Source organism: Brevibacillus sp. AG162 (assembly GCF_006715575.1).
In the GTDB taxonomy this organism is placed as follows: domain Bacteria; phylum Bacillota; class Bacilli; order Brevibacillales; family Brevibacillaceae; genus Brevibacillus; species Brevibacillus brevis.
In genome coordinates this window covers 21,818-41,065 of record NZ_VFNO01000012.1, presented here as the reverse complement: position 1 = coordinate 41,065, position 19,248 = coordinate 21,818, and the positions used below count along the sequence as shown (strand labels likewise).

Sequence of the window (19,248 nt, the reverse complement as noted above, 5' to 3'; positions counted from 1 at the left end):
AAGAGGTAGGTGGCAGTCATGTCCGTACTGACCATGCAAGAAACGATCATTCAGACGAATAACGTGAATGTATACTACGGAGAGAAGCACGCCGTAAAAAATATATCAATGGATATAGAAAAAAACTCCGTGACGGCCTTCATCGGTCCGTCCGGATGCGGGAAATCGACGCTTTTACGGAGCTTGAACCGGATGAATGATCTGGTTCCTTCTTGTCGTGTAGAGGGTTCCATTATTGTAGATGGTATCGACATTAACAGCTCGCAAGTAAACATCGAGAGCCTGCGCCAAGTGGTAGGAATGGTGTTCCAACGAGCGAATCCATTTTTTAAATCGATCTATGAAAACATCGCATTTGCACCGCGTTTCCACGGGATGACCAATAAACGTGATTTGGATGAATTGGTTGAATCGAGCCTGCGAAAAGCAGCGCTTTGGGATGAGGTAAAGGATCGTCTTCGCGACTCTGCGCTCTCCCTTTCCGGTGGACAGCAGCAAAGGCTTTGTATCGCGCGTGCAATCGCGATGCAGCCAACCATTTTGCTGTTGGACGAACCGGCTTCCGCTCTCGATCCGATCTCTACCATGAAAATCGAAGAGCTGGTCATGCAGCTAAAAGATGAGTATACGATCGTGATCGTTACCCATAACCTCCATCAGGCAGCGCGAATTTCTGAGAAAACCGCCTTCTTCCTGATGGGTGAGCTGATCGAGATGGATGAGACGGGGAAAATCTTCACATCACCTGAAAACGAAAAAACCGAAGCGTATATTAGCGGACGATTTGGTTAATAGCGAATAGAAATAAAGAAGCCCTCCCAAGCGAATCATCTCACATCAGCTTGCTGGAGGGCTTCTTGTTCTATTCGTTTTGGGCTTTCTTCAAATACCGTGAATAAAGACCATAGTAGGCAATAAACAGACCCAGGAAAAAGAACGCGATGACAGTGCCGTAGTCTTCGCTGGAAGCCTCATAACCTACAACAGCTTTTACACCATATTTGATAGCCATATAGATAAGGGCAAAAGCAAGTATAAATCCATATTTGTACCATTTGCTTTGATGCTGCATATTCTCGCTTTTGACCCTCATCACATATCGTACATAACCGACAATCAAGCCAACAAAAAATATCGCGACAAACAAGTAACGCAGATAGTGGCTATGAACAAAGACCTTGATAAATGTTAGTAGGGACATTGCTAGCAGTACGAGTAGGGCAATGACATAAAAGTGAATGGAACGCTTATCCAAGATCCAGACATCCCCTTTCACAGGATAGGTTTGTGAAAAGTTCACATTCACTTTATGATATCATGAATTTTTCAAAGAAAGGGTTGTTTCTCCCGCTCGAAAAAATTTGATGGTTTGCTCGAGATCCTCTACGATTTCTGTCAGGCGCAGGGAGTCATCGAGAAATTGCTCCGATAAGGAGAGGCTCTCTTGATTGGCGGCTACCGCTTGCTGTGTGCCTGATACGACTTGCTGGGCAGAAGCAGACAGGTTATCGACCCGCTGTGAAATGACTTGGCTTTGTGCAGAAATCGTTCCTGTGAGTGCTCTGATGGTCTCGAATTGTGCTGTAAGAGCTTCGCTGAGCTGTACGGTATTGTTAAAAATAGAAGCTGCTTGATGCAAGGTTTGAATGCCATTTACAGTGGCATGATCGGTCGTTTCCAAGCACGCAGCTACGTGCTCCATTCTCTCTTCCCCGGATGCGATTACCTGTTGAATACGGGCCGATGCCTCTTCGGTCTGATCGGACAGCAAGCGGATTTCATCCGCGACGACACTGAAACCGATTCCTGCTTGACCCGCTCTTGAAGCTTCAATACGGGCATTGAAGGACAAGAGCTTCGTTCGTTTCGAGATAGCAGATATCAAGCCGAGCATTTCGTTGATATCTCCCATACTTTCTCGCATGGAAGACATAGCTTGAATGGAGGCTTTCATGTCTTCCGAGATGCTGTGCATATTTTGCTTTAACGTATTCATGGAGGCTGCAGCCATGGCGTTCTGTTCACGCGATTCCTGGCTTTGCAAGATCGCTTCTTCCATCGAGCTCGTGATGCGGGACATTTCTTGTGTGATCTCGTTCATCGTGAGGTTTATTTCTTCAATCTGCTCCTGCTGGTTATCCATTTCTTGGGCGAGTCGTTCAGTTACGGAGACGACCTCGGTCTGCATCGCGTGCGAATGGCGAGAGCCTTTTCCTACATGATCGGCTACTTGTTTGACGTCTGAGATGACATACTGGATTTTACCGATGATCGTCCGGATTTGTTCACTCATTCGATTGAAGCTGTCAGCGAGCTGTCGTATTTCATCATTGCTCTGTACCTGCATCGTTTGTAGGAGATCACCCTCGCTAAAGGCTGTCATTTTTTGCTGAGCTTCCTTGATCGGATTAATAATTCTGCGTACGTACACATACAGCAACAATGCGAGTGCCACGAGTCCAACCAATGAGACGGCCAAAATGGTTAGCTGTAGGCGACGGACCTCTTGTTTTACCTCCGATACAGACTGAACGACGATTACGCCCCATTTCAACGATGGATCGAATTGATAAGCAGCAAAAGAATCGATTCCATTGATCTTGCTCGGTTCGTAGCCAGATTGACCGGCGATGACATTTTGCACGACCGGAAGCTCAGTGAGAAGGGGACGCTGCAACGCGTAGGATTGATCGGGATGAGCGACCAGCTTTCCTTGATGATCCACGATCATGGCATACCCGGTTTCCCCGAGTTTAATCTGACCGATTGACTCGCTCAGCTTCGGGACAGAGACAAAAGCCACGACTACCCCGACAGACTCCTCCTCTTCGTTGCGCAAGGGGAGGGAGACGGCAATCTTCGGAAACTCCGTCTCGGAAAACTGGAAGACGTCCGAGACAAAAGCAGCATGCTGCGTTTGATTCAAAGCTCCTTCATACCAGTCTGTTTTTCGCGGATCATATGAGCTGTCGAGCGGTGATCCGGGAAAGGTCAAATACCGCCCGTCTGTGGTAACGATCTGTAATTCGGAAATAGTAGGATTGTTGATCGTCATATCCGTAAAGATGCCAAATATTTGGCTGTTGGTAACCGTGCTGTTTTTATAAGTAGAAGCAAATGATTGCAAGGCGGTCACGATGTCGTAGACCCTGCTATGTACGTTCTGTAAAGCGGCACCGGATGCGTCATGTAATTGCTGCTTTGTTTTTTCATTTAGTGTGGCTTGCGATTGATAGCTGATGAAGAATGCGGCAATGGCCATTATACAGACTACCATTCCCATAATGCCCGCAAACAGCCTGGTGAAGATTGAACGATAATGAAACGACGAGTGACCCCATATCTTTTTTATGCCCGCCATCGATTGTTCTCCCCTTATTTGTCAAAACGTTCAGCTTCATTGTAGGGTTAGTCCAGGGGAGCGTATATGCTTTACGAGCAAGATTTACCATAACTTAATGTAAGATGACCTATGTAAAAAGTCCTAAGACAAAATCTTTATCGAAACTTAATAAACTTTATACGGAAACCTAACATTGGTGCGCTATAGTGGGGAAGTAAAAGGACGTAACAACCACGAAGGAGCGAAGACCGTATGAGCGTTATTTCGGTGAGAGAGTTGAATCTCTTCTACGGTAATAAGCAAGCCCTCTATAATATAAATCTGGATGTAGAGTCTGACTCCATTACAGCCTTAATCGGTCCGTCAGGCTGCGGTAAGTCTACATTTTTGCGGACGTTGAATCGAATGAACGATTCTGTACCGAACACCAAAATCACGGGAACGGTAAAAGTGTTCGATGAGGATATTTATGGTAATCGGGTAGAAGTTGAGCGACTTCGCAAAAATATCGGCATGGTGTTTCAGCATCCGAATCCATTTCCGAAGAGTATCTACGACAACATCACGTACGGGCCGAGACTTCATGGCATGAACGATCGCAACAAGCTGGACGAGTTGGTAGAGACAAGCCTCAAGGCAGCAGCCCTTTGGGATGAAGTGAAGGATGTATTGAAAAAGCCAGCAACAGGTCTTTCCGGTGGACAGCAGCAACGCCTCTGCATCGCTCGGGCACTCGCTGTTCAGCCACAGATCATTTTGATGGATGAGCCAACCTCTGCCCTGGACCCGATTTCGACAGCCAAAATCGAAGAGCTGTTGGAAGAGCTGAAGAACCGTTATACGATTGTAATCGTGACGCACAACATGCAGCAGGCAGCACGTATTTCCGATAAGACTGCGTTTTTCTTGAATGGAGAGCTAGTCGAGTTTGACAGTACCCCGACGATTTTCCAAAATCCTCGTGACAAAAGAACAGAAGATTACATTACCGGACGTTTCGGATAATTTCAATTTGTAGTATGGTAGGAGAGCGGACTTTTCGAGGTCCGTTCTTTTTGGTTTTTGGAAAGGAGATACATGCAGTGGTTTGGATTTCATTCTTTCTTTTTCTGATCACGTTGACATTGGTCATCTGGCAACCGCGGGGGCTGTCGATTGGCTATCCGGCAGTCGGCGGGGCACTATTGGCCTTGGTGATCGGGGTAGTCACAATCAGTGATGTCGCAGAGGTAACCTCGATTGTTTGGAATGCGACACTAGCGTTAATCGGGATTATTATCATCTCGCTCGTATTGGACGAAATCGGTTTTTTTGAATGGGCTGCGCTCCATATGGCTCGATTTGCCAAAGGAAATGGGCGACTTATGTTCGTTTATGTGATCCTGCTTGGTTCACTCGTATCCGCCTTGTTTACGAATGATGGGGCTGCCTTGATCTTGACACCGATTGTGTTGGCACAGGTGCGGGCACTGAAGCTGGATGGGAAAACGGTTTTGGCATTTGTCATGGCGAGCGGGTTCATTGCAGATACGAGTTCTTTACCCTTTGTGATTAGCAATCTGGTGAATATTGTTTCCGCTGACTATTTTGATATTGGCTTTGCTGCGTATGCAGCTAAAATGATCATTCCGACTTTGTTTTCGATTGGTGGAAGTCTGCTGGTTTTGTACCTATATTTTCGCAAAAGCATCCCGGCGCAGGTTGAACTTTCCCATCTGAAAAATCCGAAGGAAGCGATTCGCGACCACAGAATGTTTCGCCTGGCGTGGCCGATTCTTGCGGTCTTGTTGATTGGCTTTTTCATTAGCGAATCCATCCATACGCCCGTTTCTATCATCATTGCGGGGGCAGCTATCATTTTTTGCCTGGCTGCAAGAAAAAGTGAAGCAATCGCCATGCGGCGGATTATGAAAGAAGCACCGTGGGTAGTCGTTGTTTTTTCGATTGGCATGTATGTCGTGGTGTGGGGGCTGCACAACGCGAGATTGACTGACTTGGTCAAGGACACCTTGGATTGGTTCATGGCGCATGGTTTATTGGCAACGACCTTGGGGACGGGCTTTCTCGCTGCTGTTCTCTCCTCTGTTATGAACAACCTTCCGACAGTCATGTTCAATGCGCTGGCGATTGCAGAGACACAGGCAGACGGAGTGTTGCGGGAAGCCATGATTTACGCAAATGTGATCGGGAGCGATTTGGGGCCGAAAATGACCCCGATTGGATCACTGGCGACTTTGCTCTGGTTGCATGTCTTGGGACGCAAAGATGTGACGATTACGTGGGGACAGTACTTTCGGACGGGGGTTATTTTGACCGTACCGACATTGACGGTAACTTTGCTTGGATTGTATCTGACATTGGTTTATTTTTTATAGGGAATGAAAAGCCTGCTGGTTAATTGTCAGCAGGCCTTTTTCTATTCATCACGCTGCTCGCAGTGAAACAGGCAGAATAGGACCTGACAAGGACGGAAAAAATAGGCGCAACGTACGTAAAAAGGAGGATGTTTCCATGTGGCATGGCTGGCCGATCGAACGCGTACTGATTCTTTTTGCTGGATTGGCGTTTGCCCTGATTGCGGTTCAGGTCACACTTTTTCACGCCAGACAAAACTTCCGACATTGGGCAATGTGGATTCCCGTACTTGAGCTACCTGTATTTGCGGTTACTGCTATTGTTTTATCGTTTGTAAATGCGGGGTGGCTACGTTGGGTGTTTGCCTTGATGATGGTGGTTGGCATGGCTGGCGGCGTGTACGGAGCCTATTTGCATACGGTCGGGGTTGGACAGCGTGTGGGAGGTTATTCGCAAAGTCAAAATTTTCTCGTCGGTCCTCCCATGATTCTTCCTTTACTGATCACGGCAATTGCAGCATTGGGGCTTCTTGCGCTGTTTTGGTAAAAAACGTTATCGAAGGGGTGAGAGGACATGGTGAAGCCTGGACGTTACCCATCCTATGATGTTTGGGACCAACATACAGAGTGGGATGCTCACACCAGGAAAGTGGTAGGGGCCAGACGAATGCCCGCGATTGCCAATCAATTTTTTACGAAGCCTGAATCCTTGCTTTTACAGACAGTCGTAGGCGTATTGGTCAATGATCACCGTTTGGAGGTGCTGACCTTTGTGGTGGAGCATCTGGATGATACGACGGCTAGTAATATCGGCGAGTCGCAACGAAAGGTCGGAGTTCCACCAAAAAAAGAGCTCTACCGCTTAGGCTTGAAAGGGATTGATGCGGAGAGTCATGCCGCTTATGGAACCGACTTTGTTGCGTTGAAGCTAGACCAGCAGGAAGCCGTTCTTCAGCATGTTGCGAATGGGGGCATCCAAAACCAGGAGGCGTGGAAAGACTTTGCTCCCGCAGATTTTTTCAAGCGGTTGCTGCATGACACAGTTAGTGCGTACTATTCTCATCCGTTGGTTTGGTCAGATATCGGCTATGGCGGACCGGCTTATCCGCGCGGCTATGTACGGGTGGAAAAAGGATTGACGGACCCATGGGAGGCGAAAGCAAATGACGAGTCATGACCATCATACGATTACTCATCGCCCCACTCCTGTGGATCAAAGAAAATATGCCGATGACGCAGATGTATGCATCGTAGGTGCTGGAGCGGCAGGGGGCGTACTGGCTTATGAGCTGGCAAAGGCCGGGTTGCGTGTAGTCGTACTGGAAGCAGGGCCGTTTTGGGACCCGCAACACGATTTTGCCAGTGATGAGCTGTCGATGCGGAGATTGGCCTGGCAGGAAACAAGGCTGGTAGCAGGCAATGACCCATTGCGTTTGGGACATAACAACTCAGGACGGGGAATTGGGGGAGGCACCGTGCATTTTACAGGGGTGTTCCTGCGTTTCCACGAAAGTGATTTTAAGACAAAGACCGTAGACGGCGTAGGGGAAGACTGGCCGATTACATATCAGGATCTTGCCCCGTATTACGACAAGATAGAACGGGAGATTGCGGTCTCAGGTCCGAATCATTTTCCGTGGGGCTCCTTTCAAGGTCCGTATCCGTACCCTGTTCGGGAGCCGATCAGTGCCAATGCCCAGCTGTTCCGGGAAGGGTGCGAGAAGCTGGGCATCGAGAGTGTGGTCGCCCCACTGGCGATTTTATCGGCTCCTTTTGATGGACGTCCACCCTGTATCAATCGTGGCTTTTGCAATCAAGGGTGCATGCCGAATGCTAAGTACAGCGGGTTGATTCATCATATACCCAAAGCGATAGCGGAAGGGGCAGAGGTACTGTCCGACTGCATGGTGACGGAAATTTTGATGGCTGGCGACCGGGTCAGCGGTGTGGTGTTCAATCATAATGGTTTGACGCACAGGCAAATGGCTCGTGTGGTCATTTTGGCCGGGTTCGTGGTAGAGACTCCCCGATTGCTGCTCAGTTCGGCGAATGCTCAGTTTCCGCAAGGGCTGGCGAATTCAAGTGGATGGGTAGGAAAAGCGATTATGCCTCACTCCAGTCATGATGTATACGGACGACTCCCGGAGGAAGTGCGATTGTATAAGGGAACACCTGTCCTTGCCTTGACCCAGCATTTTTATGAGACGGACCGGGAACGAGGATTTGCCCGCGGATATACATTGAGTGCACACGGGGTACGTCCGGTCGGGATGGCGGCTGCCATTGCTGCCGAGAGGGAAGATGGCTCGTATTTATGGGGAAAACAGCTTCGAGAGACCATGCTGGATTACAATATGTATGCGCGGATCACCTTGGTAGGGGAAGTGTTGCCTCATCCTGATAACAGAGTGACGCTCTCAGGGGAAAAAGATGAATACGGAATGCCGATCCCTACGGTGACGTTCAGTTATCAGGAGAACGACAAACAGCTTTACAAGCATGCCATTGGGCAAATGAACCGGATTATTGAAGCGATGGGGGGACATCCGGAGCATGTAGTGTCTGATACTGCTCATCTCATGGGGGGATGCCGGATGGGGAATGACAGGGAAACCTCTGTTGTGAATGAATATGGGCAGTCACATGACATACCCAATCTTTTCATAGCGGGTGCTTCTACGTTCGTTACCTCGAGTGGCAGCAACCCGACAAATACAGTCATGGCGCTGGCTGCGCGCACGGCAGACAAGATCATTGAGTCGATGAAAAAGCAAGATGTATAAGCAGGGTTCACATAACTTTTGCGTTCCTATCTTCCCCATCATATAAGCCATATAGTATACTGATAAACAGATATGTAAGGCAAAGGTGGGTTCCTTATGGAAATGGATTTGATGCAGGTACTGTTTTTGTCAGAGACTTATAAGCTACTTGGTGACAAGACGCGCTTGACGATCATGGCTCTCCTGCAAGTACAGTCCTTATGTGTCCGTGATCTCGTGGAAATTTTGCAAACTTCCCAGCCTTCTGTTTCCCAGCACTTGGCTAAGCTAAAAACTCATGGTTTGGTCAAAGAGCGCCGGAAGGGACCATGGGTTTATTACTCCGTTAATACGGAATGCAGTCCTGAAGTGAAGCAAATTTTGTCTAACTTGCCGGACATGTCGCCAATCGTCAAACAAAAATCAGTTGCAAGTGAACCTTCATTTGGCTGATCAGTCGTAAAAAGCGTTGGATCAATTGAGATCCAACGCTTTTTTTAGTTCTTCCTTGTCAAATCCATGGATGACAATTTGCTCGCCGTTGTCCTTTTCAATGTAGGTTACAGGTGTCATGCTGGCGCCCAATTGAATGGCTTCCTGGAAAAAAGCCTCGTTTTGACGGATGTCTCTGTCTTCGAAAGCAATGTTGTTAGAAGTCAGCCACATTTTTTCTTCCTGACAAGGACCGCAAGTAACTTGGGTATAGATGATGACCTTGTGAGCCATACAGAATCACTCCTTTGACGTTGTTTTGTGCTGAAGTCTTGCCCTTCCACTATGCCTGATCAGTTGTGACAAAGCAAGTCAATCAAGTGCCATTTGGGAAAATAAGGATGGATATACCAATAGGGAGCGGTACAAATTATATTCAGTGACGTTGAGGAGGTGAATCTAACGATGCCTAAACAAAACAGACAAGCGGGAATGAACGCGAACCAAGCGGGCCAAGCGGCTAACACTGCGACTGAATTTGCAAGTGAAACAAACGCAGCTGAGGTTCGTCGTCAAAATCAGCAATCCGCTCAACAAGCTGCTACACAAAACACTGCGACTGAATTCGCAAGTGAAACAAACGTAGCAGAAGTTCGCCGTCAAAACCAACAATCTGCTGCCCAACAAGCTAACCGAGCTACTGAGTAGTAGGCAGTTGAAAAACAGCCCTCGCGAATTGCGGGGGCGTTCTTATTTATATGCTGCTATCCAAATTTCTTGCTTCTACAACTTGCAAAAGGATAGAAGAGGGTGATACTGTGATCCGTAAAACAGCCCACTAGGAGGCAATTTCTCATGATCATTGGAACAGGCGTAGACATTGTGGAAATAGAGCGCATGGCTACTTTAATAAAAAGACAAGAGAGTGCGATCAAACGCTTTTTGACCACAGATGAACAGCAGCTCCTGCATGGAAAATCAGAGACGAGACAGGCGGAAATGGTTGCGGGCAGATTTGCTGCCAAGGAAGCGGGAGCAAAGGCTCTTGGCACAGGCATTGGTGCCGTGCTCAGCTTTTTGGATATGGAAATCCTCCCGAATCATTCGGGCAAGCCGGTCATGACCATAAAGAACGAGGTATACAGCAAACTTGATCTCGACCCCGCCCGCATTCATATTCATGTGAGTATTTCGCATAGCCAGACGCATGCGATTGCGCAAGTAATTATAGAAGAACGATAGCTGTTTGTAAAAACCGATAAACTTGTCTGCATATTAGGACGAGGATGGACATACATTTATATCGCGTAGATCAGGAGGGACTACCTGCTCTTACACAGGAAGGCTAAGTCTGTAGCCGACAAGCGATATATCGCCAACTTCGTATCCATTCGCAACCATTGACACGATGTGCGCTGCATGGGCGAGAGACTGACAGATTTCCCAGGAAATAGACAGGGATGCCCTTCTTTGTCGAAAATATTGACAAGGAGGAGTTCATTGAATGAAACGGGTAGCTTTACCACTGGTGTTATTGTTGGTTTTCACCCTGTTCCTCGGCGGTTGTTTCGGTCAGAAAACACCAGAAGATGTGGTGAGCGACCTGAACGGTACGCTGGGAAAAATGACTGGGTACAAGTCTCAGGCTGTTTTGACCATGCAGACAGGCTCTACCCCCATGGAGTACGATGTTCAGGTCTGGTATGAAAAGCCAACCAACTATCGGGTAGCTCTCACCTCGAAGCAGCGTGGCATTACACAAATCATCTTGAGAAACAATGAAGGAGTCTTTGTACTGACCCCGCATCTGAACAAGAGCTTCCGCTTCCAAAGTGGCTGGCCTGAGAACAACGGACCGTTATATCTATACGAAACGCTGGCCAAGAGCATTATCGATGACACTGAGCGACAAATGAAGATGGAAGAAAAACAGTATGTATTTGAAGTAAAAGCGAACTACAGCGGCAATCGTTCTTTGACCAAGCAAAAAATTTGGCTGACAGAAGATTTCAAACCGACGCACGCCGAAATTATGGATGCTAGCATGAATCCGCTCGTACGGATTGATTTCACTGATTTTTCGTTCAACCCTATGTTTGACAAAGACGCCTTTGACAAAGAGCGCAACATGACAACAAGCTCATTGACAACGATCCCAACAATGGCGCAAACAAATGGACAGGTCATGAAACAACCGAACAGCCAATTCGGTGTCATCGTCCCTACGTATATGCCGGAAGGGGTTACGCAAGGCGATATCGAGCCAGTTACCCGTGATGGGGAGAGAAAAGTTATCTTGACCTACAAAGGGGCCTACAACTACAAGGTCATCGAAGGACGCCCAACAGCAGCATCTGTGTCGTATGAGCAAGGTATGCCTGTGAACCTTGGCTTTACGGTTGGTGTGCTTGCCCAGACAGGTGAAAATCAGCGACTTCTGACGTGGGAGCTCGACGGCATCGAATATACAATCGCGGGGGATCTTCCTGAGGAAGAAATGGTGAACGTCGCACAGTCGACATATGGTCTCAGCGCGAAATAAAATGTGGGAGAGGGGACGGTAAATGCCGTCCTCTTTTGCTGTCTCCTGGGAAAGTGGCTGCGGTGGAGGGGAAGAAGCGCATTTCCAGTCTACGCTTCGGCCTACGCCCCACTGTAGGTTGGACTTAAATGACGGGAGCGCTTCAAAAGTGGTCATGTCGATGATTTATTCGCAGAGGTTGAAGCTTGAAAACCCCCGTCATTTATTGCGGAACTAGGTCGGGCTCCAGAGGCGCTTGAACTGGAAATGCACTTCTTCCCAAGCGGCTTTGTTCTACTATTTGAGAAGAACAGCCCCGTTGAATGATCTTCCTAAGTATGAAAAGAAGCGATGAATCAAAAAAGCTGGCGAAAAGAAAAAGCACAGGGCTCGCAGACCTTGACAACGCCTACCCAGTCGGAACTGCAAAAAGAGGACCACGCTTGTCGAACACTTCTTCCTTGAGAAACGTCCGCCCGTAGGGTGGCTTTGGCTCGACGGTCCTCTTTTTGCAGTGGAGACGGACATTCAATCCCCCACGCTGGCGTGTCAGAGTCGAAGAGAACTGTGCTTTTTCTTTTCCTCCACTACTCCTCGATTTTCCCTCAAGTTTTCCTTTTTTCTCAAACGGGAATCTAAAAATACCCATGTACACTTGGTCTTGTACCAAAGAGAAAGCACACTACACGAGCAAAGACGAAAGGGTTGAGTGTATATGTTTAGCAAAGCGAAAATGGGAATGCTGATGGGAACGATGGCAGTGGTTCTGAGTCTGGGTAGCATAGGCGGAGCAATGGCAGCCGATTCAGCACAAACAACTTCATTGAATAAACCGGCAGAAGTAAAATTCAAAACAGGCAAGATGGGCCACCACGGTGGAGTGGGCTTCAAAGAAAATACAGAGCTGCTTTCGCTGTTGAAGCTGGATGCTGACAAGCTAAAAGAAGAGCTTGCGGCAGGGAAAACACTCGCAGCCATTGCACAAGCCCAAGGAGTCGACACCGCAGATGTTGTGGCACTTCTGGTTGAACAGCAAGAGTCTAAACTGAAGGAAGCAGTAGCAGCAGGCAAGCTGACGCAGGAGCAGGCAGATAAGCTGTCTGAAAATCTAAGCGATCGCGTAAAAGAACAGGTAGAAAACACGAAACCGCATAAAGGCTTCGGCAAAGGAGGCTTCATCGGTGGCTTTGAGAAAAACGAAGAACTGCTGTCCCTCTTGAAGCTGGATGCCGATAAACTCCAAGAAGAACTGAAAGCGGAGAAATCGCTGGCTGCCATTGCAGAGGCCCAAGGTGTATCTGTGGATGATCTGGTAGCGCTGTTGGTGAAACAACAGGAAGCCAAGCTGAAAGAGGCGGTAACCGCCGGGAAGCTGACACAGGAACAAGCCGACAAAATGAATGAGAATGCCAGTGAGCGGGTAAAAGAAATGGTGCAAAACACGCATCACGGACGTGGACCGGGTAAAGGAATGGGCATCGAGAAAAATGAAGAACTGCTGTCCCTTCTCAAGCTGGATGCAGACAAGCTGAAGGAAGAGCAAAAAGCAGGAAAAACGTTGGCGACCATCGCCAAGGAGCAAGGCGTAGAAGTGGATGACGTTGTCGAGCTCTTGGTAGGTCAGCACGAAGCCAAGCTGAACGAAGCAGTAGAGGCAGGCAAGCTCACACAGGAGCAAGCAGACAAACGCAGCGAGGAATTGACAGCGATGGTACAAAAGATGGTGGATGGCAGCTTTGAAAAAGTCGTTTTCCCAAGACATGAAAAAGAGGAAAAAGACCAGGAGGAAACCATGTAGAAAAGTCAGCAGGTGGGAGTTAATCCCATCTGCTTTTCTATTTTCTCGGGATTGGTCGATGAGGGCTGATTTGTACATAAAAACCAACGTGCGAATGAGGTAAGGGGACAATCCGCGAATTGACACACAGCGGGAAAACACGATACATTCAGAGTAACTTATTGAATGAGGTGGCATGCTTTACATGAAGAAACCGTCTAACGAAGTTTTGTACGAGGAAGCATCGACCTACAAAGACATGCTCCTGCGAAAAAGCTGGAAAATGCGTATTAACGAGACTGTCATGTTTGTGCTGGGGATGATGATTCTCTCTCAATTTTTCCCGACCAATGACACGAGATTCAAGGTGCTTGTTTTTGCCATTGCCATTGCTGTAGTTGGATTGTCTCCGTTTCTGTACAAATCGGTTTTGCGTCCGGTGTACAAGCTGACCAAGACCCACCTGATTATATCCATGTCAGGACAGGAAAAGAGCTACCCGCTGTCTGAAGTCGAGCAGATTTATGAGGGCCGTCATTTTTATCGTGTAGGCGGCAAAAAGGAATCACTGATGGTTTCCAGGCAATTTCTCAGCCATTTAAATGAGCGCTTGTTTTACTATAAAAAAGGGAACAAGAGGAGATAGGAATGAAATCGTTTTGTCGTGACACTTGGGTAGAGGTTGATTTGGATGCCATCCGGGCGAACCTCGAGGCATTCAGACGCCATTTGCCAGAAAAAACGGGTATTATGGCTGTTGTGAAGGCAGACGGGTATGGTCATGGCGCTGTCCATGTCGGAAAAGAAGCGTTGGCGAGCGGTGCAGATTCACTTGCAGTTGCATTGCTCGATGAAGCGCTTATTTTGCGGAGGGCAGGGATCACAGCGCCGATTTTGGTGCTGGGATACACACCTGTCGAATCCATCGTCACCGCAAGCGAGCTGGAAGTGGAGTTAACCGCTTACAGCGTCGAGTGGATCACGGAAGCGAATGAGATTCTTCAGGAAAACGATCACAAGCCTATCGGGATTCATGTAAAGATTGATACGGGCATGGGACGTCTGGGGGTTCGGACAACGGAAGATCTGTTTGCGGTAGTTAACACCCTTGAAGAATGCTCTAAGCTTAAGTGGACAGGCATTTTTACGCATTTTGCTTGCGCGGATGAACCAGATACAACCCATGTGCGACGACAACACGACTTGTTTCAATCCTTTTTGCAAGCACTGCGTGAAGCAAATAAAACATTGCCGACCGTTCATTGCTGCAATACGGCTGCGGCTATCGCATTTCCCGATTGGGGGTATGATACGATTCGTTTAGGCATAGGTTTATACGGATTGTATCCTTCTTTGGATATAAAAGAACGTGCGGATGTCATTCTTGTGCCCGCCCTGGCGCTCAAGACCAAAATTGCCCACGTAAAGAAGGCAGATGAGCCATTTACGGTCAGCTATGGTGCTACGTATACAGCACAGCCTGACGAGTGGATCGCAACGCTGCCGATCGGATACGCAGATGGCTATTCTCGTCTTTTGTCCAATCGGGGTGAGGTGTTGTACAATGGATCTCGCTACCCGATTGCAGGCAGAGTTTGCATGGACCAAATCATGGTCAGCCTGAAATCGACAGAAGCAGCGGTCAATGATGAGGTCGTCTTGTATGGCAAGCAAGGGGACGAGGAAATCTCCTTGGATGAAATTGCCGATTTGCTGGGAACAATCAATTACGAGGTTCCTTGTATGCTGAATTACCGAATTCCGCGCCTCTATTTGCGCGATCAGAAGGTAACAGACGTATTTCACCCATTGACAATGAAACACTCGTCCCGTGAAAATGTAAATAACTAGCAAGGAAAATCAGCAGGAATTTTCCCGTGGAACACGAATACTAGTTAAGCGAAAAAGCTGGCTTTTTTGGGTAAACGAAGTCTTCACCTGCACCTTTGGATTGTTTACACTCACGTTTTCTCACCGAAAAAGCGCACAGTAGGTATATTTTTGCAATGGATTCGACATAATGGTATTGTTCATATTGGCTGTTCTTTCTAGAACCAGCATAGCGGATGGAAGTTACGGTCATGGTTGGAGGTGGATTTGTCTTGTCGAAGTCAAACACGAAACGCATCATGATCAGCTTGCCACAACACTTGCTTCAGGAAGTGGATGGCGTTATTCAAAAGGAAAAATCCAATCGCAGCGAGTTTATTCGTCAAGCGATGCATTTGTATTTGAAAGAGCGAAAAAAACGTACAATCCGTGAGACCATGCAAAAAGGGTACATGGAGATGGCGAAGATCAATCTGAATATGGCATCGGAGGCTTTTGGCGCTGAAGAAGAGGCTGACCATACTCTTGTCCGCTTAGTTAGCGGGGTGTGACTGGTGATTGTCAAACGTGGCGATGTGTTTTTCGCGGACCTGTCCCCGGTCGTTGGCTCTGAGCAAGGAGGCGTACGGCCTGTTTTAGTCATTCAAAACGACATTGGAAATCGATTTAGTCCGACGGTCATCGTCGCAGCCATTACGGCGCAGATTCAAAAGGCGAAGCTGCCTACGCATGTGGAAATTGACGCAAAAACTTATGGATTTGATCGTGACTCCGTTATTCTATTGGAACAAATACGAACCATTGACAAACAACGTCTCACTGATAAAATTACGCATCTCGATGACGAGATGATGGATCGGGTTAATGAATCCTTGCAAATCAGTTTAGGACTCATTGATTTTTAACGTGTGAGAAAAGATCAGACTATTTGATAGGAAAAGCCACTTGAGTGAAGCAAGTGGTTTTTTGCTGTCAAATTTGCAGGGATTTCATAGGTGCACATCGAACTGTTCGAAAAGAGAATATAAGACAAAATGTGACACAATATGCTTTATTTTTCGAGGTAGAGAAAAAACTCATTTCTACCTACCAAGCGAGGCGGAAGGGGTTTTTTTGGTTGTGGCAGACTATTCTCCTGAGACAATCAATATAGAAAAAGAATCAGACATCGTAGCGGCGCGACAAGTGGGGCGAAATATGTCGAAGCTGTTTGGCTTTGGCACGATCACGCAGTCCCGCATCGCCACGTCAATCTCTGAATTGGCTCGTAACATTTATTTGTATGCGGGTAGGGGGACGATCACCATTTCGCCGATTGAGCGCGAAGGAGTGATTGGCTTGCAGATAACAGCGAATGACAGCGGTCCAGGGATTCCTGATATTCGCCAGGCATTAGATGATGGCTATTCGACTTCGGGTGCCCTCGGGGCCGGATTGCCGGGTGTCAGGCGCATGATGGATGAATTTGAGATCCACAGTACCCTGGGAGAAGGGACGCGTGTCGTTGTTGTGAAGTGGAGCGATCAAGCAAAGGAGGAATGAGATAGATGGTAACCCGGAGCTTCCAAGAAGAGTATGTAAAAATTCTTCGGGATTACCTGAGTGCTCAAGGGGAGGACCAGCTTTACGGAGCCCAGCAGTTGGGCAAATGGATGCTTTCTCAAGATATTTCGCCAGAAGAAATAACTGATTTGCATGCGCGAGCGCTTGAGCAGCTCGGGGAAGTGCCAGAGTTTGTGCGCTCCTCCTTCTCCATTTTGACAGAGGTCATGATTGAATATGGAAACGAGCACCGATCCGTAAACAGCTGGCGCAACAGGCATCAGCAGATGGAATCAGAAATAGCCGTGGCGAAGGCGATGCAGCAATCCCTTTTGCCAAGTGAGGTTCCCGTCTATCCAGAGCTGGAGATTGGCGTAGTGAGTATTGCTGCGAAACAAATCTCGGGCGACTACTACGACTTCATTGAACAAACCAAAGGTCGTTTCAGCGTCGCCATAGCAGACATTACCGGAAAAGGAATGCCTGCTGCGATGTGTATGTCGATGGTGAAATATGCGATAGACAGCCTTGGACAAATGGAGCTGGGTCCCGATGAAATGCTGCACCATTTAAACCGGATCGTGGGAAGAAATATTGATCCGAGCATGTTTGTGACGATGCTGTTTGGCAGTTACGACTCGAAGGAACACTGTTTCCGTTATGCGATGGCAGGACACGAGCCAGGATTTTTGTACAGGTCGGCCGAAGGAAAGTTTTACGATCTCGAAGGGCGAGGGAATGCACTCGGTTTATGCCCAAACAGTGAATACGCTGTTCAGGAGATTCATTTGGAAAAAAATGATGTTCTGATTCTTCTGACGGATGGTGTAACAGAATGCAAAAATAACCGATATTATTTGCAAAGGGAAGAGCTTGTACACCATTTGCAAAAAGAGGTAGGCGAATCTGCCCAAAAGATGGCAAACGGCCTGTACAATAGACTGCTTCTGCTCTCCCAGTTTGACCTGCTGGATGATTACACCATGATTGTACTTCGAAGAACCTAAGCAACGTACGGGGGGTAGACGCAGATGGACCTGCTAATTAAGACAACGAGCCTTGAAACTGAGCACCGAGTGGTCCTTGGTGGAGATATTGATGCTTTTACAGCACCGAAAGTAAAGGAAACACTCCTATCACTCGTCACCAAGCCGGATATCAATCGCATTACGGTTGATTTGGAAGCAGTAGAATACATGGACAGTACCGGAATTGGAATTTTCATCGGGATTATGAAAGAGTGCATCCAACGAAATCGTACATTTGAGGTGCACAAATTGTCTCCGCGTGTGGAAAGGCTATTTCGCATTACTGGCTTATACGATCATATTGCCATCCGCAAAGGAGAGAGCGAGTAATGGGTCCAAATCGACCTCAGGCAGACGTGATTCAATTGACTTTGCCAAGCATGGCGGAGTATTTGGGAGTAGCGCGTCTGACTGTATCCGGTGTAGCCAACCGTATGGGATTTTCTTATGAAGAGATTGAGGATATCAAGCTTGCCGTCGGAGAAGCATGCACGAATGTAGTAAGACATGCATACAAGGAAACAGAGAATCCTGGCTCCATTCATATCCAATGCCATGTTTTTGAAGATCGATTGGTGATCGAGGTAAGCGATCAGGGCGTTGGATTTTCAAATGAGCTCATTGCTGAGCAACTGACGCCGATTTATGCAGGGAAAAGCCTTGAGGATTTGGATGAGGGCGGGCTCGGGCTCTATCTCATTCACACGCTTATGGATGAAGTGGAGACTCGCTCTGAATCAGGAGTAGTAGTCTCCATGACCAAGTATGTTCGGCAGGATGGGGTGGCTGGCAATGACTGGACAATCTCGGAAGCAGAAATATAGTCCAGAGGAGTTGAAGGAGCTCATTCACCTGTATGGTGAAACAAAAGATCCTGCGATACAGGAACAACTGGTGAGGGCCTATACTCCTCTTGTGGAATCGTTAGCGAAGAAGTTTGTTCGCGGACAAGTCATGTATGAAGACCTCGTGCAAGTCGGATTAATCGGCCTGCTTGCTTCCTTTCGTCGGTTCGACCCTAGTTTTGAGCGGACATTTGAGAGCTTTGCGATCCCGACTATCGTAGGGGAGATTAAGCGCTATATTCGGGACAAGACATGGAGTGTCTATGTTCCGCGCAGAGTAAAGGAGCTGAGCCCGAAGATCAAAAGGGTGGTCGACGAGCTCACGATCAAGCTGCAGCGTTCTCCCCAGATTGCGGATATTGCCAACAGCCTTGACGTTACAGAGGAAGCGATTCTGGAAACCTTGGAAATGGGGCGCAGCTATCATTCTCTCTCCATGGACAGCGAGCTGGAAGCGGATCTGGACGGCAACACCATTTCTTTACTCGACCTAGTGGGGACGACGGAAGAAGGGTACGGAGCAGTCGAGCAGAATCTGATGCTGGAGCGGGCCCTGCAAATTTTGGATCACCGTGAAAAAGAAATCATTCAATTAACTTTTTATCAAAATTTGAGTCAGAAGCAAGCTGGGGACATCATGGGAATGTCGCAGATGCATATTTCCCGCCTTCAGCGCAGGGCGTTGGGCAAGCTGAGAGAAGCATTGAAAGTGGAACAACTGGAAACTGCGACGTAGAGGGGCCAAGTGGCTCCTCTTTTTTCTTCCCTTTTTCCAGTCCTTGTTAGCAAATGTGGTACAATAAACGACGAAGAA

Annotated in this window: 23 protein-coding genes; 20 read left to right on the top strand and 3 right to left on the bottom strand. The window is 47.8% G+C overall.

Translation table 11 applies throughout. The features are described 5' to 3' along the window. Positions 1-18: 18 nt before the first annotated feature. Positions 19-792: a phosphate ABC transporter ATP-binding protein PstB gene (pstB, locus tag FB479_RS26125; RefSeq protein ID WP_047073985.1), complete on the top strand. Its 774-nt coding sequence runs from the start codon at positions 19-21 to the stop codon at positions 790-792. A 70-nt stretch (positions 793-862) separates the two neighbouring features. Here the strand turns inward: pstB (FB479_RS26125) and FB479_RS26120 are convergent, their stop codons facing one another. Both FB479_RS26120 and FB479_RS26115 read right to left on the bottom strand, forming a co-directional pair. Continuing rightward, the gene (locus FB479_RS26120) at positions 863-1,255 is read right to left on the bottom strand and encodes a hypothetical protein (RefSeq protein WP_232030117.1); all 393 of its coding nucleotides are present in this window, start codon (positions 1,253-1,255) and stop codon (positions 863-865) included. Positions 1,256-1,315: 60 nt separating this feature from the next. After that, positions 1,316-3,361, bottom strand: coding sequence for a methyl-accepting chemotaxis protein (locus FB479_RS26115; protein WP_106652676.1), 2,046 nt, complete (start codon positions 3,359-3,361; stop codon positions 1,316-1,318). A 234-nt stretch (positions 3,362-3,595) separates the two neighbouring features. Between FB479_RS26115 and pstB (FB479_RS26110) the strand changes: the two genes are divergently transcribed. The 6 genes from pstB (FB479_RS26110) to FB479_RS26085 all read left to right on the top strand — a co-directional run bounded on the left by pstB (FB479_RS26110) (position 3,596) and on the right by FB479_RS26085 (position 8,912). Beyond that, positions 3,596-4,348, top strand: a complete 753-nt coding sequence (pstB, locus tag FB479_RS26110) for a phosphate ABC transporter ATP-binding protein PstB (RefSeq protein ID WP_142067223.1) — start codon at positions 3,596-3,598, stop codon at positions 4,346-4,348. A 77-nt stretch (positions 4,349-4,425) separates the two neighbouring features. After that, positions 4,426-5,718, top strand: a complete 1,293-nt coding sequence (locus tag FB479_RS26105) for an arsenic transporter (protein WP_142067222.1) — start codon at positions 4,426-4,428, stop codon at positions 5,716-5,718. Between the two features lie 136 nt (positions 5,719-5,854). Further along, complete coding sequence (locus FB479_RS26100) at positions 5,855-6,244, top strand: hypothetical protein (RefSeq protein WP_142067221.1); 390 nt, start codon at positions 5,855-5,857, stop codon at positions 6,242-6,244. A gap of 27 nt (positions 6,245-6,271) precedes the next feature. Then, a complete protein-coding gene (locus tag FB479_RS26095) occupies positions 6,272-6,874 on the top strand; it encodes a gluconate 2-dehydrogenase subunit 3 family protein (protein WP_142067220.1) in 603 nt (200 codons plus the stop codon). Continuing rightward, complete coding sequence (locus tag FB479_RS26090; RefSeq protein WP_142067219.1) at positions 6,861-8,480, top strand: GMC family oxidoreductase; 1,620 nt, start codon at positions 6,861-6,863, stop codon at positions 8,478-8,480. Before FB479_RS26095 ends, FB479_RS26090 begins: the two co-directional genes overlap by 14 nt. Before the next feature lie 96 nt (positions 8,481-8,576). Then, positions 8,577-8,912: an ArsR/SmtB family transcription factor gene (locus FB479_RS26085; RefSeq protein ID WP_106652682.1), complete on the top strand. Its 336-nt coding sequence runs from the start codon at positions 8,577-8,579 to the stop codon at positions 8,910-8,912. A 21-nt stretch (positions 8,913-8,933) separates the two neighbouring features. On the opposite strand, the gene FB479_RS26080 is transcribed toward FB479_RS26085, so the two are convergent. After that, positions 8,934-9,185 (bottom strand): glutaredoxin family protein, encoded by a 252-nt coding sequence (locus FB479_RS26080; protein WP_106652683.1) that lies wholly within the window; start codon positions 9,183-9,185, stop codon positions 8,934-8,936. 171 nt (positions 9,186-9,356) lie between these two features. Here FB479_RS26080 and FB479_RS26075 point away from each other — a divergent pair, with 171 nt between their 5' ends. From FB479_RS26075 to sigB, 13 genes are all read left to right on the top strand, one after another. Next, positions 9,357-9,599: a gamma-type small acid-soluble spore protein gene (locus FB479_RS26075; protein WP_106652684.1), complete on the top strand. Its 243-nt coding sequence runs from the start codon at positions 9,357-9,359 to the stop codon at positions 9,597-9,599. 147 nt (positions 9,600-9,746) lie between these two features. After that, the gene (acpS, locus tag FB479_RS26070; RefSeq protein WP_142067218.1) at positions 9,747-10,133 is read left to right on the top strand and encodes a holo-ACP synthase; all 387 of its coding nucleotides are present in this window, start codon (positions 9,747-9,749) and stop codon (positions 10,131-10,133) included. Between the two features lie 262 nt (positions 10,134-10,395). Beyond that, on the top strand, positions 10,396-11,433 hold the full coding sequence (locus tag FB479_RS26065; RefSeq protein WP_106652686.1) for an outer membrane lipoprotein-sorting protein: 1,038 nt from the start codon (positions 10,396-10,398) through the stop codon (positions 11,431-11,433). Positions 11,434-12,127: 694 nt separating this feature from the next. Continuing rightward, positions 12,128-13,210: a coiled-coil domain-containing protein gene (locus tag FB479_RS26055; protein ID WP_142067216.1), complete on the top strand. Its 1,083-nt coding sequence runs from the start codon at positions 12,128-12,130 to the stop codon at positions 13,208-13,210. 184 nt (positions 13,211-13,394) lie between these two features. Further along, positions 13,395-13,835, top strand: a complete 441-nt coding sequence (locus tag FB479_RS26050) for a hypothetical protein (RefSeq protein ID WP_106652689.1) — start codon at positions 13,395-13,397, stop codon at positions 13,833-13,835. A gap of 2 nt (positions 13,836-13,837) precedes the next feature. Then, positions 13,838-15,040, top strand: coding sequence for an alanine racemase (gene alr / locus FB479_RS26045; RefSeq protein ID WP_142067215.1), 1,203 nt, complete (start codon positions 13,838-13,840; stop codon positions 15,038-15,040). A gap of 230 nt (positions 15,041-15,270) precedes the next feature. Next, on the top strand, positions 15,271-15,570 hold the full coding sequence (locus FB479_RS26040; protein ID WP_007721089.1) for a CopG family ribbon-helix-helix protein: 300 nt from the start codon (positions 15,271-15,273) through the stop codon (positions 15,568-15,570). 3 nt (positions 15,571-15,573) lie between these two features. After that, positions 15,574-15,924, top strand: coding sequence for a type II toxin-antitoxin system PemK/MazF family toxin (locus FB479_RS26035; protein ID WP_005830205.1), 351 nt, complete (start codon positions 15,574-15,576; stop codon positions 15,922-15,924). Between the two features lie 208 nt (positions 15,925-16,132). Beyond that, positions 16,133-16,561 carry an anti-sigma regulatory factor gene (locus tag FB479_RS26030; protein ID WP_106652691.1) on the top strand — a complete coding sequence of 143 codons (429 nt, stop codon included), beginning with the start codon at positions 16,133-16,135 and terminating at the stop codon, positions 16,559-16,561. A 5-nt stretch (positions 16,562-16,566) separates the two neighbouring features. Then, entirely contained in the window at positions 16,567-17,568 is a 1,002-nt protein-coding gene (locus FB479_RS26025; RefSeq protein WP_142067214.1) for a PP2C family protein-serine/threonine phosphatase, read from the top strand. Between the two features lie 24 nt (positions 17,569-17,592). Then, positions 17,593-17,919: an anti-sigma factor antagonist gene (locus FB479_RS26020; protein WP_106652693.1), complete on the top strand. Its 327-nt coding sequence runs from the start codon at positions 17,593-17,595 to the stop codon at positions 17,917-17,919. Then, positions 17,919-18,413 (top strand): anti-sigma B factor RsbW, encoded by a 495-nt coding sequence (rsbW, locus tag FB479_RS26015; RefSeq protein ID WP_142067213.1) that lies wholly within the window; start codon positions 17,919-17,921, stop codon positions 18,411-18,413. Before FB479_RS26020 ends, rsbW begins: the two co-directional genes overlap by 1 nt. Further along, positions 18,382-19,170, top strand: coding sequence for an RNA polymerase sigma factor SigB (sigB, locus tag FB479_RS26010; RefSeq protein WP_142067212.1), 789 nt, complete (start codon positions 18,382-18,384; stop codon positions 19,168-19,170). Before rsbW ends, sigB begins: the two co-directional genes overlap by 32 nt. Positions 19,171-19,248: the final 78 nt, after the last annotated feature.